The following is a 15,911-nucleotide window of genomic DNA, read 5'->3' on the forward strand; positions in this document are numbered from 1 at the left end:
CGCCGCGGTCAACCACAGACACCACCACGACCTCCACGCTCCACCGCGAGCGCCCGACCGTCAACACCACCGCCAACTCCACTCCTCACCCGCGCCCCAGCGCCCCCTACCGCATCACCGTGCCCGCGCGGTCGAGCACGAAATCGACGCAGAACACCACGAGACGGCCTTCCGCGCGAATCGCGACGGCTGCCGTATAGCAGTCGCGGCCTTCGGTCAGCGAGAAATGCGGGCCCATCAGCGCAACGCGGCCCGGCGCGGCGATCGCGCGCTGGAAGTACGGGCGCCGCGACCAGTTGCTGTGCGTTTCCGGGAACAGCGGCGACAGCCGCGTGCCGACAGCCTGACCGGCGTCGACGCGCGCGCCGATCGACGGCAGAAACTGTTCGCCGATCTCGTCCGTGACGAACACGCGCCGCGCCGCCGGCACCGTGAACACGCGCTGCGCGGCTTCCTCCAGGCTGCCGCTCGCCGCGAACGTCGCCGCCCCGGTGAGCACCAGCCGCTCGATCGCATCGAAGCCGGGCTGCCCGTCGCTGGCGGGCCGATGCCGCTGCGCGATGAAACGCCGCCATGCGGCGTCGAGCAGCGCGGGCGCCGCCGCGCTCGCTTGCGCGATCGACGCATCCGGCTGGCCGAACCAGAAGCCCTGCACGAAATCGATGTCGGCTTCCATCAAGGTCTGCAGCGCGTCGTCGCTTTCAACGCCTTCGGCGAGCACCATCGCGCCGGCCTGATGCAGCATCGACACCAGGTGATGCATGATCCGCCGATCGTCGGCCGACGAATTCGCCCGCTCGACCAGCGAGCGGTCGAGTTTCACGATATCGGGCCGGGCGCGCCACACGCGGTCGAAATTCGAGAACCCGGTGCCGAAATCGTCGATCGCGATCAGGAAGTCGCGGTGCTGGATCATGTCGATCGTGCGGGCGAGCGCATCTTCGTCGCGCGCCGCCTGCTCGACGACTTCGAGCACGATGCGGTTCGGTGGCAATCCGAAATGCCTGCACAGCGCGTCGACGAATTCGCGCTGCACGAGGCCCGAATCGAGCACGCGCGGCGTCACGTTCAGAAACAGCCAGCCGTCGCCGATGCGTTGCGCGACGAAGTTGGCCATATGCAGGCCGCGCGCGAGCCGGTCGAGCAGCAGCACGTCGGCCGCCGCGCGCGTGCGGTCGAACAGCGCGGCGGGTGACGTCAGCGCGCCGTTTGCGTCGACGACGCGCAGCAGCGCTTCGTAGCCGACCACGCGCTTGTGCGTGATCGACAGCACCGGCTGGAACACGCTGCGCAGCGTCGTGTCGCGGTACGTCGCCACCCACCCACCGGGCGTCGGAGTCAGGCGTTCGAGCAGGGAGTCGAGCGAGAGTTCGCGGTGGAGGTCGCGGGCAGGCTTCATGTCGAAGATGCCCTGCGGCGATCGGCGAGACGGTCTCGTGCGCGCCGCGCCGAAACCGTCACACGCGCGGGTGGACGCAAAAGAACGCGGTGCATCGTAACCGCCTTGTGCGGATGAGTGCTGCGAGTGTAACGGTAACTGCGCGCCGTGCGTATCAGGGAAACTCCAGACGCAAACGCTACACCGGCGCGCGGCGCAGGCGTCAGCCGCACGCCGCTCAGGCCGCCTCGCCGCCGCGCGGGCCGAAGCCCGGAATCCGTCTGATCACGCCGGTCGCGAGCGCGGTGCCGACGAGCACGATCGCGCAGCCCTCGATCATCACGATCGACACGCGTTCGCCGAGGAACAGCGCACCCCACAGCAGGCCGAAGACGGGGATCACGAACGTCACCGTGATCGCACGGGCCGGACCGACGTGCGCGATCAGGTAAAAGAAGATGAAATACGCGACGCCGGTGCAGGCGATGCCGAGCGCGAGCACCGCGCCCCACGCATGGACGCCGATCGCCGCGGCAGGCCACGTCGCGATCGCGAACGGCACCAGCAGCACCGTCGAGCCGATCATGCTGCCGGTCGCGTTGACGAGCGGATCGACGCCGCTGAGCTTGCGCTTCGTGTAATTGGCCGCGATGCCGTACAGCAGCGTCGCGCCGAGCGCGGCTGCCGCGGCCAGCACGGTCGCGGTCGCGCCGGTCGCGCCGCGCGCGCTGGCGACCTGATCCCACACGAGCGTCAGCACGCCGGCAAAACCGATCACGAGGCCGAGCGCGCGCGGCAACGACAGTTTGTCCTTCAGCCACAGGTAGGCGACGAGCGCGCCCCACAGCGGCGTCGTCGCGTTGATCACCGACGTCACGCCGGCCGACAGCGTCAGTTCCGCAAACGCGAACAGGCAGAACGGCGCGCCCGAGTTCAGCACGCCGACGACGAACAACGGCCACGCATGCCGGCGCAACCGCGCGCCGAGATCGGCGGGCTTGAAGCGCGTGAGCGCGAGCCCCGTGAGGAACAGCGCGCCGATGCCGACCCGCAACGCCATCAGCGGCGCGACGCTGAATTCGGCGACGCCGATCCGGATGAAGAGGAACGACGCACCCCACAGGGCAGCGAGGACGGTCAGCAGAAGGGCGTTCTTGGGTGACATCGGGCGGCCGGCGAGAGGAGGAATGCGGTGGATGTTACACCGCAGGATCGCGCGTTCGTTTCACGATCGGATGAAACGACAAGAAACGGGACATCGGCGCGCGCGCCCGGCCGGCCGCGCCCCGGTGCATCAATGGTGGCGCCAGCCGCCGCGGCCGCCGAAGCCGAAGTTCAGCGACACGGCCGGCCCCCAGTAACCGCCCCACGCCGGCGCGTAGACGGGCGCCGGATAGTAGTACGCGGGGCTGGGCGCGACATACACGGGCGCCGGCTGCACCGGCGCGGCCGCGTAATAACCGGACGAATAGTAGCCGTAAGGGTAGTAGCAACCGGCGAGGGCTGCGCATGCGAGCGCCGTGGCGACGAGGGTCCTGGTCATGATGTTTCTCCGGCGGGAGCCGATGCTTCAGCTTAGCCCGCACGGCGACGCATCGGCGAGCGAAAGGGTAACGGCGCGTTTCCGGGGGCATCGCCGCGCAATGTGCCAATGCGTGCCCGCCAATGCGAAACGGCGTTTCCGCACCGCGGAAACGCCGTTTTGCCCAAGCCGCCGCGCGCGGCGGCGACCTGGAATGAGCCTGAGCGTACGCTTACTTGCCGACCTGGTTGCCGATCAGGCCGCCAGCTGCCGCGCCGCCGAGCGTCGACAGCGCGTTGCCGCCGATCGCCGCGCCGGCCACACCGCCGACGCCTGCGCCAATCGCCGTATCGCGCTGACGGCGCGTCATCGAATCGCAGGCCGACAGGCTCGCCACCGTCGCGACGAGGAGCGCGCATACCCCAAAACGCCGAATCGAGTTACGCATGATCGTTGTCCTTGTGGTAGTGGAGGGAGGTCGCACGACCGTATCGAGGCTGTGCATATGGCCAATCTACCCGCCGTCCCGTCATGCTGCTGTAAGGACTTGTTAAGGCTCGGGCGCTTTCGTAATGAATTGTTTCTCGGCCGCGGGCAGGCATGCGCGATGCGACGAACGCGCAAAACAAAGCCCGCTCGAAAGCGGGCTCGTGCAGGCGTCGGCAGACGTGTGCGGGGCCGCGGCCCGTGCGAGCCGCGGCCTCCGCATGTCCGCTTACTGGCGGTGATAGATCTCCGCGCCGGTCTTCACGAACTCGACTGCCTTGACTTCCATGCCCTTCTGCAGCGCCTCGGTTTCCGACACGCCCTGTTGGGCGGCGAACTCGCGCACGTCCTGCGTGATCTTCATCGAGCAGAAGTGCGGCCCGCACATCGAGCAGAAATGCGCGACCTTCGCCGAATCCTTCGGCAGCGTTTCGTCGTGGAATTCGCGCGCCTTGTCCGGATCGAGGCCGATGTTGAACTGGTCTTCCCAGCGGAACTCGAAGCGCGCCTTCGACAGCGCGTTGTCGCGCACCTGCGCGCCCGGGTGACCCTTGGCGAGGTCGGCGGCGTGCGCGGCGAGCTTGTACGTGATGATCCCTTCCTTCACGTCGTCCTTGTTCGGCAGCCCGAGGTGCTCCTTCGGCGTCACGTAGCACAGCATCGCGGTGCCGAACCAGCCGATCATCGCGGCGCCGATGCCCGACGTGATGTGGTCGTAGCCCGGCGCGATGTCGGTGGTCAGCGGCCCGAGCGTGTAGAACGGCGCTTCCTTGCACCAGTCGAGCTGCAGGTCCATGTTCTCCTTGATCAGCTGCATCGGCACGTGGCCGGGGCCTTCGATCATCACCTGCACGTCGTGCTTCCACGCGATCTGCGTGAGCTCGCCGAGCGTCTTCAGCTCGCCGAGCTGCGCTTCGTCGTTCGCGTCGTAGATCGAGCCGGGGCGCAGGCCGTCGCCGAGCGAGAAGCTCACGTCGTACGCCTTCATGATCTCGCAGATCTCTTCGAAGTGTTCGTACAGGAAGCTTTCCTTGTGGTGCGCGAGGCACCACTTCGCCATGATCGAGCCGCCGCGCGACACGATGCCCGTCATCCGGTTCGCGGTGAGCGGCACGTACTGCAGCCGCACGCCCGCATGGATCGTGAAGTAGTCGACGCCTTGCTCGGCCTGCTCGATCAGCGTGTCGCGGAAGATTTCCCACGTGAGGTCCTCGGCCTTGCCGTTGACCTTCTCCAGCGCCTGGTAGATCGGCACCGTGCCGATCGGCACCGGGCTGTTGCGGATGATCCACTCGCGCGTTTCATGGATGTGCTTGCCGGTCGACAGGTCCATCACCGTGTCGCCGCCCCAGCGGATCGCCCACGTCATCTTGTCGACTTCCTCGCCGATCGACGACGTGACGGCCGAGTTGCCGATGTTCGCGTTGATCTTCACGAGGAAGTTGCGGCCGATGATCATCGGCTCCGATTCCGGGTGGTTGATGTTCGCCGGAATGATCGCGCGGCCGCGTGCGACTTCGTCGCGCACGAACTCGGGCGTGATCTCGGCGAGCGCGTTCGCGCCGAAGGCCGCGGCGCCGAACGCCTGGCCCGGGTGCTGGCGGCCCATCATCGCGGCGAGCTTCGCGCCGTTCGGGCCGCTCGCCTTCAGATTCTCGAGGTACTCGGCGCGGCGCTGGTTCTCGCGGATCGCGATGTATTCCATTTCCGGCGTGATGATGCCCTGACGCGCGTAGTGCATCTGCGTGACGTTCTTGCCCGCCTGCGCGCGGCGCGGATTGCGGTGCAGGCCGGGGAAGCGCAGGTCGGCGGTGGCCGGGTCGGCCGCGCGCTCGCGGCCGTAGCCGCTCGACAGGCCGTCGAGCACTTCGGTGTCGCCGCGCGCTTCGATCCAGCGCTGGCGCAGCGCGGGCAGGCCCGCGCGGATGTCGATCTTCGCGTCGGGGTCGGTGTACGGGCCCGACGTGTCGTACACGTAGATCGGCGGGTTCTTTTCGCCGCCGAAGCCGGTCGGGGTGTCGGCCTGCGTGATTTCACGCATCGGCACGCGGATGTCGGGCTGCGAGCCGGTTACGTAAACCTTGCGCGAATTCGGCAGCGGGGCGACGGCAGCGGCGTCGACGTGGGCGTCGGCGGACAGAAACTTCGGATTGGCGTTCATGCAATCTCCTGTGTGAGCGCCGGGCAGGCGCTTCTGCGCAGGCCCGGAGCCCTTGACGAATGTGGGGCTCGAGCTAAGCAGGAGACGACGCTTGGTGAGGCGGCGGATTTCGTCAGGAGGATGGCGGCGAAATCCGTACGCTTCCCTGCGCTGGCATTATCCAGATCAGGTTCAAAGGGTATTTCTCACCCGCAATGCCGGTTGTTTGACCGGGCGCATTGCAGGACCCCCGCGTTAGCAGCGCACAAGATACACCGGCTTCGCAGCGGTTTCAACCGGCAGCCGGGCGCCGCCGCGGTGCGCCGCAGCATGGCCGCCGCCGCGAGCGCCCGCGCGGCCGGCAGCACGCCGCGCCGCCGCAGCGCATTCGCGCGTCGCGGGCGGGTGCGAAGCGGTGCAACATCGCGCGCGTTTGCGCGGCCCAAAAAAATTTCGCGGCGGCTGTCATTTCCGGCGGCGTCGTTCGTCTATTCGGCTCCTCGAACCCATGTTGTGGAGAAATCTGATGAAAAACGTACTGATCGCCGCCTGTGTCGCCGCTTTCGCCGCGCTTGCAACGAGCGCTTACGCGCAGAACGACGCGATGTCGCAGGGCGCGTCGTCGATGTCGAAGGACGCAATGGGCCACGATGCGATGAAGAAGGACGGCATGAAGAAGGACGCGATGAAAAAGCACGACGCGATGAAGCCGGATGCGATGTCGCACGATGCGATGGGCAAGGCGTCGGGCGACAAGATGGCGCCGTCGAACTGACGCAGCCGTACGGGCGCGTGGCCGCCGCGTGCGCAGCACGCCGGCCGGTTGCGCGTCGCGCTGCGCTGCGCGTGTCGTGGCGTGGCGCATCGTGCCGCGTCGTGCCCGTCCGCATCGACGCGGACGCTATCCGGAGTGTTCATCATGCCAACCCTTCCCGCCATCGGCCACGCGGCGGCCCCGCGCCCCGCGCGCCCGATTCATCCGCTGTGGGTGCGCGTGAGCCACTGGCTCAATGCGCTCGCGGCGATCCTGATGGTGCTGTCCGGCTGGCGCATCTACGATGCGTCGCCGCTCTATCCGCCGTTCGTGTTCGCGCACGGCATCACGCTGGGCGGCTGGCTCGGCGGCGCGCTGCAATGGCATTTCGCGGCGATGTGGCTGCTCGTCGGCAACGGGCTGTTCTACCTGACGATGTCGATCTCGACCGGACGCGTCGCGCGCAAGATGCTGCCCGTCACGCCGCGCGCGGTGTGGCGCGACCTGGGCGCCGCGTTGCGCGGCCGGCTCGCGCACGACGACCCGAGCGTCTACAACGCGGTGCAGCGTGCGGCCTACCTGTTCGCGATCGCCGATCTGAGCTTGCTCGTGCTGTCCGGGCTGACGATCTGGAAGTCGGTGCAGTTTCCGCTGCTGCGCGCATCGTTCGGCGGCTACGACAACGCACGCATCGTGCATTTCTGGGCGATGACGCTGCTCGTCGCGTTCGTCGTCGTGCACGTCGCGATGGCGTTGCGCGTGCCGCGCTCGCTGCTCGCGATGCTGCGCGGACGCTGATTCGTCTGCTCACGATCGAGGAACTCATCATGTCCGAATCCGAATCCCCCGGCGAGCGCCGGCCCTGGACGCTCGACCGCCAGTCGCTCGCGCTCGACGTGCGGCGCGAGCTCGAAATGCCTTCCCGGCGCCTGTTCAACCGGCGCATCCTGACGCTCGGCGGCCTGACGATGCTGAGCGGCTGCACGCTGCACGACGACGCGTCGGTGAACACGTTTCTCGAGCAGGTGTCGCGCATCAACGATCGCGTGCAGGCGTGGCTGTTCAGCGGCGAGCGGCTCGCGCCGACCTATACCGAGGCCGACATCACGCGGCCGTTCCCGTTCAATGCGTACTACGGCATCGACGAGGTGCCGCACGTCGACGCGTCGACCTACCGGCTCGTGCTGTCCGGTCGCGTGACCGGCAAGCGCGTATGGACGCTCGACGAGCTGCGCGCGCTGCCGCATGCGGAGCAGATCACGCGGCACATCTGCGTCGAAGGATGGAGCGCGATCGGCCGCTGGGGCGGCACGCCGTTCGGCGCGTTCCTCGCGCGCGCGGGCGCCGATACGCACGCGAAGTACGTCGGCTTCAAATGTGCGGACGACTACTACGAGAGCATCGACATGCCGACCGCGCTGCACCCGCAGACGCTGCTCGCGTTCGACTACGACGGCCGCCGCCTGCCGCCGGAATTCGGTTTCCCGATGAAGCTGCGGATGCCGACCAAGCTCGGCTACAAGAATCCGAAGCACATCATGGAGATCTTCGTGACCGACACCTATCCGGGCGGTTATTGGGTCGACCAGGGCTACAACTGGTTCGGCGGATCGTGAGCGGCGGGGCGGTGCGAGGCGCGCTGCGTCACGGCTGCGCACCGCGCGCGATGGTGGGCGATGGTGCGTGATGGTGCGTGATGGTGGGCGGCGTCGCGCAGCGGCCGCCCCAGCCAACCGTCGACACACGCCCGACCTACCCGCACCGCCGCATCTCACCCGTGCCGCGCCCGCAAATGTCGCGCCGAAACGTCAGTCGACATCCTTTCGGCCGGGCCGGGCGATCCTTTCGAATCCTTGATGCCATAATGCCGGGCATGCGCGCACGATGCCGTGCGCGCACATCTTGTCCGACCCTCTGCCGCCGCTTGCCGGTTCCTATTCGTCGCCGTTCGCACTGTCATGTCGTTCCGCACGCTCGTCCCCGCTTCCCCGGTCCCGTCTGGGCCGCTTGCCGGTTGCTCCGGCGTCTTGCAGCGGAGCGCGCCACTGCTGTGCGGGCGGGCTGAACGATGACGCCACTCGACCGTCTGCTGGATTTCCTCGCCGGGCTGCCCCGACTGCCATTGCGCATCCGCCTGCCGCAAAGCCGCGGCGGCCGCGTCGCACTGGCGCTGGTTTTCATCTACTTCGTCTGGGGCTCGACCTACAGCGGCCTGCATTTCGCGCTGCAGTCGTTCCCGCCGCTGCTGCTGTCGGGCCTGCGCAACCTGCTCGGCGGCATCGGGCTGTTCGTGTTCGCGCTGCGCCGCAAGCCCGCGCGGCCGACGCTCGTCGAAGTCCGCAACTCGGCGATCGTCGGCACGATGCTGGTCGCGCTGTCGTCCGGCACGATCGCGCTGGGGATGCGCACCGTCAGCAGCGGCTCGGCCGCGGTGATGGTCGCGACGGTGCCGCTCTTTGCCACCGTGATCGCGGCGGTCGCCGGGCGCCCGGTCGCGCGAGGCGAGTGGGCGGCCGTCGCGCTCGGGATGGTCGGCATCGTCGTGCTGAACTCGGGCGGCGGCGGCGCCGCCAACTCGGCGCTCGGCACCATCTGCGTGCTGGCCGGCGCGCTGTTCTGGGCAGGCGGCGCGCATCTCGCGACACGGCTGAAGCTGCCGTCCGACCTGTTCCTGTCGACGTCGCTGCAGATCGGCCTCGGCGGCCTGATGTCGACGCTCGCCGCCTGGCTGATGGGCGAGCGCATCGAGCAGCTGTCGGCCGGGCCGGTGTTCGCGTTCATCTACCTGATGGTGTTCTGCACGATGGCCGCGTATGTCGCCTACGGCTATCTGATCCGCCATACGAGCCCGATCATCGCGAGCAGCTGCATGTACGTGAATCCGATCGTCGCGGTCGCGCTCGGCGCGCTGATGCTCGGCGAACCGGTCACCACGGCGACCGTCGTCGCGACGGTCGCGATTCTCGGCAGCGTCGGGCTGTCGTTCGTGTTCGATCCGGCGCGCCGGCCGGCGGCCGACGCTTCGCCGGCCATGTCGTCGGCCGCCGTCGAGCTGCAAGCCGGCGCTGCGGCCGCGCCGGATCAGCCGTCGATGCCCGAGCCCGCGCCGATCCTCGCGCCGTCGGCCGTGCCGCTGGGGGTGCCGGCGCCGGGCGCCGTTGTCGATCCGGCCGCGGTGGTCGAGCCCGCGTCGGTGTTCGCCGTGCCGCCTGCGGACCAGCCGGCCGCCTCGCGCGCCGACGCGTGACGACGCCGCGCGGCGCCGCTCAGCTTCGGCGTGCGCCGCGGTGGTGGCACCATCCGGCGAGCGCGGTAAACAGCAAGCCGGCCGTGCACATCCCGATCCAGCCGAACGCATGCCATGCGGCGACGCCGATCGACGAGCCGAGCGCGCCGCCGATGAAGTAGCACACCATGTAGACGGTGTTCACGCGGCTGCGCGCGTCGGGCTTGAGCGCGTAGATGCGCGACTGGTTCGAGATCTGCGCGGCCTGCACGCCGACATCCAGCACGATCACGCCGATCACGAGCCCGACGAGGCTCGTGCCCGACACCGCGAAGATCGCGAACGACACCGCGATCAGCGCAATCGCGAGCGAGATGATCGTGCGCGGGCCGCGCTTGTCGGCGAAGCGGCCCGCATACGGCGCGGCCAGCGCGCCGGCCGCGCCGACGATCCCGAACAGCCCGGCGACCTGCGGGCCGAGATGGAACGGAGCGCCGGCGAGCAACAGCGTGAGCACCGGCCAGAACGCGCTGAACGCGGCGAACAGCGCGCCGCCCGTCAGCGACGCATCGCGCAGCCCGCGCAGTTCGACCGCCAGATGCCACATCGAGCCGAGCAGCTTGCCGTACGACAGCGTCGACGTCGGCGTGCTGCGCGGCAGGCGCAGCAAGATCACCGCGGCGAGCACGACGAGCGCGGCGACCGACGCGCCGAACACCGCCCGCCATCCGAAATATTCGGCGACGAAGCCGGCCGCCGTGCGCGCGAGCAGGATGCCGAGCAGCAGCCCGCTCATCACCGTGCCGACCGCCTGGCCGCGCTCGGCCGGCGGCGCGATTTCCGCCGCGAACGGCACGGCCTGCTGCGCGATCGTCGCGAGCACGCCGATCGCGAGGCTCGCGGCTGCCAGCACCGCCAGCGACGGTGCGGCCGCGGCGACGATCAGCGCGATCGACAGGCCCGCAATCTGCATCAGGATCAGCCCGCGGCGGTCGAAGCGGTCGCCGAGCGGCGCGAGCACGAACATGCCGGCCGCATAGCCGAGCTGGGTCGCGGTCGGCACGACGCCGATCCATGACGCGCGGTCCGGAAACGCCGAGCGGAACGCGTCGAGCAGCGGCTGGTTGTAGTAGATGTTCGCGACCGACACGCCGGCGATCGTCGCGAGCAGCAACAGCAGGCTGCGCGAGTAGTGCGGCGAGGCGGCGTCGGTCGAGCGGTCGGGGGCGGCGGAGGACATGGTCGCGACGGGACGGAGTGGAACGGCGGCGCGCGCGGCGCGGCGCACGCTTGTCGAGGGTGCCGATCATACCGGAGCGTCGCGAATCCTGCCGGCGTGTGGCCGCGCCGTGCGCCGCGCGCGGGGTGCGGGCGACGCGGGGCGCGAAGGTCGCGATGACGTCGTGCGCGGGAGGGCTCGGGTACGGCTCGGATCGGGCTCGGATGGCGCTTAGGTCAGGCTCGGGTCGTGCCGGTGCGTGCTTCGATCGAGCTCGAGCCGCGCACCGAGCCGCGCCGGCGCGTACCGCCGCGCAGCGCCCATACCGACGTGCGCCCACGTATGCCGACGCACACGTGCTTACCTCGCACACGGACGCACACGCCAGCGTCCCTTGCCGGCGCCGCCACTCGTCATCCCCCGCGCCGATGCCGCCCGTCAGTCGACCAGCTCGCCGCTCGGCTCGTAGAACGGATACGGCCCGTCGCCTTCGTCGACATACACGTGATGCGACACGACGCCCGTGTCGGGCGCATGCGCGTGCACCGCGAACGCGGGCGGTTCGAGCCGGAACGCGGACGGCGCATCGGCGCGCAGGTCGAACGCGACCTGGTGCGCGGGCGCCGGCACGGCCGCCGCGAGCGTGCCGCCGAAGCGCGTGAACATCGTCCGGTGCACGTGGCCGCACAGCACGCGCTCGACGTTCGGATGGCCGCGCAGCAGCGCATCGAGTTTCGCGGCCGCGGCCGGCGCGAGCCGCAGCGCATCCATGTGGCCGATGCCGGACGCGAACGGCGGATGATGCAGCGCGACGATCACCGGCCGCTCGCGTGCGGCGTCGAGCTGCGCGGCGAGCCACGCGAGCCGTGCATCGCACAGGTCGCCGTGGCTCGCGCCCGGCACCTGCGAATCGAGCGCGAGCACGCGCACCGCGCCGATATCGAGCGCGTACTGCACGAACGCGCCGTCGTGCAGCTCGGCGCGCTCGGGGAACGCGCGACGCAGCGCCGCGCGGTCGTCGTGATTACCGACCATCAGGTAGTACGGTATCTCGAGCGGCGCGAGCAGCGCACGCAGATGCCGGTATTCGTCGTCGTGGCCGAAGTCGGTCAGATCGCCGGTGACGAGCACCGCGTCGGGGCGCGGCGTCAGCGCGTTCAGCTTCGCGATGCAGCGCGCGAGCGCGGCGGCGGTGTCGACGCGCCGGTACGCGAGCTGGCCCGGGCGCTTGATGTGGAGGTCGCTGATTTGAGCAAGCAGCATCGTGGGGTCCCGGAATGTCGGTTGATCGTGGGGCGGCGTCACGCGGCGAGCGCGATCAGCCCTTCGGCCGCGATCGTCAGGCCGACCGCCGTGCCGCGCGCGAGCTCGATGCGGCCCGGCACGTCGATCACGAGCGCATCGGGCGCCGCGTGCTCGATCGTGAGCCGCGTCCGCTCGCCGAGGAACGCGCACGCGCCGATCGCGCCGCGCAGCGGCGCATGCGCGGGATCGGCCAGCTGCGCGTCCTCCGGACGGAAGAACCACTCGTCGGCGGCATGCGGCGTGACGATCGAGCCGCCCGTCGTCGCGAGCGCGCCGTCGCGCCATTGTCCCGCGAGACGGTTCAGCGTGCCGATGAACTGCGCGACCGTGCGGTTCGCCGGCCGGTAGTAGATGTCGCGCGGCGTGCCGATCTGCTCGATGCGGCCGGCGCCCATCACGACGATCCGGTCGCCGAGCTCCATCGCCTCGGCCTGATCGTGCGTCACGTAGACGGTCGTCACGCCGAGCTCGCGCAGCAGCGCATTCATGTCGCGGCGCAGCACGTCGCGCAGCTTCGCGTCGAGCGCGGTCAGCGGCTCGTCGAGCAGCAGCACGCGCGGCCGCACCGCCAGCGCGCGTGCGAGCGCGACGCGCTGGCGCTGGCCGCCGGACAGCTGATCGACCGGTTTGTCCGCATGCGCGTCGAGCCGCATCATCGCGAGCAATTCGTCGACGCGTTCGCGCAGGGCGCGCGGCGCGGTCTTGCGGATCTTCAGCCCGTAGCCGACGTTGCCGCGCACCGTCAGGTTCGGGAACAGCGCGTAGTTCTGGAACACCATGCCGACCTGGCGGCGCTCGATCGGCAGGCGCGTCACGTCGTCGCCGCCGAACAGGATGCGGCCGCCGGCGTCCGGCGTGTCGAGGCCGGCGATCAGGCGCAGCGTCGTCGTCTTGCCGCAGCCGGACGGGCCGAGCAGCACGAGCGTCTCGCCGGCGCCGATCGACAGGTCGAGCGGTTCGAGCACGCGCGTGCCGCGGAAGGTCTTCGCGCAGCCGGTCAGGGTGATGGGAGTGGAGTCGAGTTTCATGGGGCAGGGTAAGGTGTGGCGCGACATCAGCGCGCGCGGCGTCGCGCGGCGCGCGTGCCGGACGGATCGACGCCGAGCCATTGCATCGCGACGAGCAGCGGCAGCGTCATCAGCAGGAACACGATCGTGTATGCGCTGCCGACTTCGAGGCGCAGCGACGCATACGTATCGGCGAGCCCGACCGGCAGCGTTTTCGTGTCGGGCGTGTGCAGCATCCACGTCAGGTTGAATTCGCCGATCGACAGCGTGAGCACCGCGAGCGCGCCCGCGACGATGCCGGGGCGCAGGTTCGGCAGCACGATGGTCACGAAGCGCGTGACGAACGACGCGCCGAGGCTCGCCGCGCCTTCTTCGAGCGTGCGCAGCTCGGCGCCGGCCGCCACGGCAGCGACCGCGCGCACCATGAACGGCAGCGTGAACACGACGTGGCCGACGACGATGAACCACAGGCTCATCCGGAACGCGGTGAAGCCGCCGTACACGACCAGCAGCGCGAGGGCAGAGGCGAGGCCCGGCAGCGCGACGGGCAGCACGAGCGCTTCTTCGATGGCGCGCGCCACGCGGCTGTTGCTGCGCGCGAGCGCATAGCCGGCCGGCACGCCGGTGACGAGCACGATCGCGAGCGTCGCGAACGCGACGCCGAGCGACAGCGCGACCGAGCCTTGATACTGCTGCCACACCTGCTCGAGCCAGCGCAGCGTGAGGCCGCTCGACAGGCCGCGGAAATAGTTGACGGTGACGCCGGCGAGCACCGACATCACGACGGGCACGATCAGGAACGCGCACAGCAGCAGCGTGACGCTCCATTGCAGCGCGGCGATCGCGCATGCGCCGCTCACGCGCGGCGCGCGCAGCGTGGCGCCGCGCGCGTCGGATGGGGCTGGCGCCGGCGACGGCGCGGATGAACCGGAAAGCGATTGCATGACTGCGTCCTCAGGCCGCGGCGGCGGCGGTGTGGCCGGCGAACCGGCGGGCGAGCGCGAGCACGGCCCACGTGACGATGCCGAGCACGATCGACAGGCCGGCCGCCGTCGCGATGTTCGCGTTCAGCGTGAACTCGGTGTAGATCGTCATCGGCAACACGTTCAGGTCGGTCGCGAGGGTGAAGGCGGTGCCGAACGCGCCCATCGCGGTCGCGAAGCAGATCGCGCCGGCGGCGATCAGGCCCGGCGCGAGCGCCGGCAGCACGATGTCGACGAAGATGCGCCACGGCGACGCGCCGAGCGAGCGCGCCGCTTCCTCGAGCGACGCGTCGAGCTTCGACGCGGCCGCGATCACGGTGACGATCACGCGCGGAATCGAGAAGTACAGGTAGCCGACGAACAGCCCGGCGACCGAATACGCGAACACCCACTTGTCGCCGGTCAGCTTCGACGAGAGCATCCCGATCAGCCCTTGTCTGCCGGCGAGCATGATCACCATGAAGCCGACCACGACGCCGGGGAACGCGAGCGGGAAGGTCAGCAGCGCGAGCAGCACGCGCTTGCCCGCGAAGTCGCGGCGTGCGAGCAGCAGGCCGGAGATCGTCGACAGCGCGAGCGTTGCGAGCGTGACGCCGGCCGACAGCGCGACCGTTTCGCCGAGGCTCGTCATGTAGCGCGCGTTGCCGAGCAGCGCCGCGTAGCGCGCGAAGAACGCGCCGTCGGCGGACACCCGCACGAGCGCGGCCATCGGCAGCAGCCAGAAGGCGGCGAAGACCGCGAGCGCCGGCGCGACGAGCGCGACGCGCCAGCGCAGCGGAAAAGTGAGGTCGAGCATCGCGTCGTTCCTGCCGCTCACTGCATGATCTGCAGATACTGCTGGCCGAACGCCTGCTGGCCGGTCGCCATCTTGCCGAAGTCGACCGGCTTGGCCCGTGCGTATTCGCTCGCCGGCAGGAACTTCGCGGCGAGATCGGCGCCGAGCGTCTGTGCGCGCACCGGCCGCAGGTAGGCGCTCGCCCACAGCTTCTGGCCTTCGTCGGACAGCACGAAGTCGAGCACCTTCTTCGCGTTCGCGTCGTGCGGCGCGCCCTTCACGAGGCTCATCACGTACGGTACCGCGATCGTGCCTTCCTTCGGAATCACGAATTCCACGTTCGCGTGATCCTTGTACTTCGCGCGATACGCGTCGAAGTCGTAGTCGAGCAGGATCGGAATCTCGCCGGACAGCACGCGCGCATACGCGGTCTGCTTCGGCACGATCGGCGCGTTCGCCTTGAGCTTGCGGAACCAGTCGAGGCCCGGCTTGAAGTCGTCGAGGCTGCCGCCGAGCGCCTGATTCACCGCGACCGCGCCCGCGTAGCCGACGAACGCGCTCGACGGATCGAGGTAGCCGACCATCCCCTTGTATTCCGGCTTCAGCAGATCGGCCCACGAGCGCGGCACCGGCTTGCCGTCCAGCGCATCCTTGTTCACGAAGAAGCCGAGCGTGCCCGAGTGGATCGCGAACCAGTAGCCTTGCGGGTCCTTCAGGTTCGCGGGGATGTCGTTCCAGTGCGCGGGCCGGTACGGCGCGATCACGCCCTTGTCCTTCGCCTGGAACGCCGACGACACGCCGAGATAGACGACGTCGGCGACCGGGCTTTTCTGCTCGGCGATCAGTTGCGCGATCGCCTGGCCCGAGTTCTTGTTGTCGAACGGCACGCGGATGCCCGTCTTCTGCTTGATCGCCGCGATCTGCGCGGCCCAGTCGGCCCATTCGGGCGGGCAGTTGTAGCAGATGGCGGTTTCGTCGGCGTGGGCGGCGGGCGCGAGCGCGACGAGCGCGGCGCACGCAAGGGGCGCTGCGACGAGGCGCAGCAGCGAGGTCAGGCGAAAGGACACGGTGGGTCTCCGGCAGGGTGGGGTAGCTTCGCGTGCCGCGCGCGAGCGC

General features: G+C 69.5%; 15 protein-coding genes and 1 riboswitch. Of the genes, 4 read left to right on the forward strand and 11 right to left on the reverse strand.

Features of this window, described 5'->3' with window-relative positions; translation table 11 throughout:
* Window positions 1-106: 106 nt before the first annotated feature.
* The 5 genes from MYA_RS05395 to thiC all read right to left on the reverse strand — a co-directional run bounded on the left by MYA_RS05395 (window position 107) and on the right by thiC (window position 5,547).
* Window positions 107-1,399, reverse strand: coding sequence for a sensor domain-containing phosphodiesterase (locus tag MYA_RS05395; RefSeq protein ID WP_011884081.1), 1,293 nt, complete (start codon window positions 1,397-1,399; stop codon window positions 107-109).
* Window positions 1,400-1,616: 217 nt separating this feature from the next.
* On the reverse strand, window positions 1,617-2,543 hold the full coding sequence (locus MYA_RS05400; protein WP_014722773.1) for a DMT family transporter: 927 nt from the start codon (window positions 2,541-2,543) through the stop codon (window positions 1,617-1,619).
* Between the two features lie 129 nt (window positions 2,544-2,672).
* Entirely contained in the window at window positions 2,673-2,921 is a 249-nt protein-coding gene (locus MYA_RS05405; RefSeq protein WP_014722774.1) for a hypothetical protein, read from the reverse strand.
* 211 nt (window positions 2,922-3,132) lie between these two features.
* The gene (locus tag MYA_RS05410) at window positions 3,133-3,348 is read right to left on the reverse strand and encodes a glycine zipper 2TM domain-containing protein (protein WP_034193216.1); all 216 of its coding nucleotides are present in this window, start codon (window positions 3,346-3,348) and stop codon (window positions 3,133-3,135) included.
* Window positions 3,349-3,615: 267 nt separating this feature from the next.
* Window positions 3,616-5,547 (reverse strand): phosphomethylpyrimidine synthase ThiC, encoded by a 1,932-nt coding sequence (thiC, locus tag MYA_RS05415; protein WP_011884090.1) that lies wholly within the window; start codon window positions 5,545-5,547, stop codon window positions 3,616-3,618.
* Window positions 5,548-5,671: 124 nt separating this feature from the next.
* Window positions 5,672-5,788: riboswitch (TPP riboswitch) on the reverse strand.
* A 264-nt stretch (window positions 5,789-6,052) separates the two neighbouring features.
* Here thiC and MYA_RS05420 point away from each other — a divergent pair.
* From MYA_RS05420 to MYA_RS05435, 4 genes are all read left to right on the forward strand, one after another.
* Window positions 6,053-6,301, forward strand: coding sequence for a pentapeptide MXKDX repeat protein (locus MYA_RS05420; protein ID WP_034193219.1), 249 nt, complete (start codon window positions 6,053-6,055; stop codon window positions 6,299-6,301).
* Between the two features lie 144 nt (window positions 6,302-6,445).
* On the forward strand, window positions 6,446-7,078 hold the full coding sequence (locus MYA_RS05425) for a cytochrome b/b6 domain-containing protein (RefSeq protein WP_014722775.1): 633 nt from the start codon (window positions 6,446-6,448) through the stop codon (window positions 7,076-7,078).
* A gap of 29 nt (window positions 7,079-7,107) precedes the next feature.
* A complete protein-coding gene (locus tag MYA_RS05430; RefSeq protein WP_011884095.1) occupies window positions 7,108-7,896 on the forward strand; it encodes a molybdopterin-dependent oxidoreductase in 789 nt (262 codons plus the stop codon).
* A 452-nt stretch (window positions 7,897-8,348) separates the two neighbouring features.
* Complete coding sequence (locus MYA_RS05435; RefSeq protein WP_011884097.1) at window positions 8,349-9,527, forward strand: EamA family transporter; 1,179 nt, start codon at window positions 8,349-8,351, stop codon at window positions 9,525-9,527.
* A gap of 19 nt (window positions 9,528-9,546) precedes the next feature.
* On the opposite strand, the gene MYA_RS05440 is transcribed toward MYA_RS05435, so the two are convergent.
* The 6 genes from MYA_RS05440 to MYA_RS05465 form a co-directional block, all read right to left on the reverse strand.
* Window positions 9,547-10,746 (reverse strand): MFS transporter, encoded by a 1,200-nt coding sequence (locus MYA_RS05440; RefSeq protein WP_041493951.1) that lies wholly within the window; start codon window positions 10,744-10,746, stop codon window positions 9,547-9,549.
* 417 nt (window positions 10,747-11,163) lie between these two features.
* Window positions 11,164-11,988 (reverse strand): phosphodiesterase, encoded by an 825-nt coding sequence (locus MYA_RS05445; RefSeq protein ID WP_014722779.1) that lies wholly within the window; start codon window positions 11,986-11,988, stop codon window positions 11,164-11,166.
* 38 nt (window positions 11,989-12,026) lie between these two features.
* Window positions 12,027-13,058: an ABC transporter ATP-binding protein gene (locus MYA_RS05450; RefSeq protein ID WP_011884103.1), complete on the reverse strand. Its 1,032-nt coding sequence runs from the start codon at window positions 13,056-13,058 to the stop codon at window positions 12,027-12,029.
* 26 nt (window positions 13,059-13,084) lie between these two features.
* Window positions 13,085-13,981 carry an ABC transporter permease gene (locus MYA_RS05455; RefSeq protein ID WP_014722780.1) on the reverse strand — a complete coding sequence of 299 codons (897 nt, stop codon included), beginning with the start codon at window positions 13,979-13,981 and terminating at the stop codon, window positions 13,085-13,087.
* Window positions 13,982-13,991: 10 nt separating this feature from the next.
* Window positions 13,992-14,816, reverse strand: coding sequence for an ABC transporter permease (locus MYA_RS05460; RefSeq protein ID WP_014722781.1), 825 nt, complete (start codon window positions 14,814-14,816; stop codon window positions 13,992-13,994).
* A 17-nt stretch (window positions 14,817-14,833) separates the two neighbouring features.
* A complete protein-coding gene (locus MYA_RS05465; protein WP_011884108.1) occupies window positions 14,834-15,862 on the reverse strand; it encodes an ABC transporter substrate-binding protein in 1,029 nt (342 codons plus the stop codon).
* Window positions 15,863-15,911 lie beyond the last annotated feature (49 nt).

Source organism: Burkholderia sp. KJ006, assembly GCF_000262695.1.
Lineage (GTDB): Bacteria > Pseudomonadota > Gammaproteobacteria > Burkholderiales > Burkholderiaceae > Burkholderia > Burkholderia vietnamiensis.

Coding starts and splice junctions, on each gene's coding strand:
- MYA_RS05410 (WP_034193216.1), bottom strand. CDS start 3,348: ATGCGTAACTCGATTCGGCGTTTTGGGGTATGCGCGCTCCTCGTCGCG.
- MYA_RS05400 (WP_014722773.1), bottom strand. CDS start 2,543: ATGTCACCCAAGAACGCCCTTCTGCTGACCGTCCTCGCTGCCCTGTGG.
- MYA_RS05395 (WP_011884081.1), bottom strand. CDS start 1,399: ATGAAGCCTGCCCGCGACCTCCACCGCGAACTCTCGCTCGACTCCCTG.
- MYA_RS05445 (WP_014722779.1), bottom strand. CDS start 11,988: ATGCTGCTTGCTCAAATCAGCGACCTCCACATCAAGCGCCCGGGCCAG.
- MYA_RS05455 (WP_014722780.1), bottom strand. CDS start 13,981: ATGCAATCGCTTTCCGGTTCATCCGCGCCGTCGCCGGCGCCAGCCCCA.
- MYA_RS05430 (WP_011884095.1), top strand. CDS start 7,108: ATGTCCGAATCCGAATCCCCCGGCGAGCGCCGGCCCTGGACGCTCGAC.
- MYA_RS05435 (WP_011884097.1), top strand. CDS start 8,349: ATGACGCCACTCGACCGTCTGCTGGATTTCCTCGCCGGGCTGCCCCGA.
- MYA_RS05425 (WP_014722775.1), top strand. CDS start 6,446: ATGCCAACCCTTCCCGCCATCGGCCACGCGGCGGCCCCGCGCCCCGCG.
- MYA_RS05440 (WP_041493951.1), bottom strand. CDS start 10,746: ATGTCCTCCGCCGCCCCCGACCGCTCGACCGACGCCGCCTCGCCGCAC.
- MYA_RS05460 (WP_014722781.1), bottom strand. CDS start 14,816: ATGCTCGACCTCACTTTTCCGCTGCGCTGGCGCGTCGCGCTCGTCGCG.
- MYA_RS05405 (WP_014722774.1), bottom strand. CDS start 2,921: ATGACCAGGACCCTCGTCGCCACGGCGCTCGCATGCGCAGCCCTCGCC.
- MYA_RS05420 (WP_034193219.1), top strand. CDS start 6,053: ATGAAAAACGTACTGATCGCCGCCTGTGTCGCCGCTTTCGCCGCGCTT.
- MYA_RS05450 (WP_011884103.1), bottom strand. CDS start 13,058: ATGAAACTCGACTCCACTCCCATCACCCTGACCGGCTGCGCGAAGACC.
- thiC (WP_011884090.1), bottom strand. CDS start 5,547: ATGAACGCCAATCCGAAGTTTCTGTCCGCCGACGCCCACGTCGACGCC.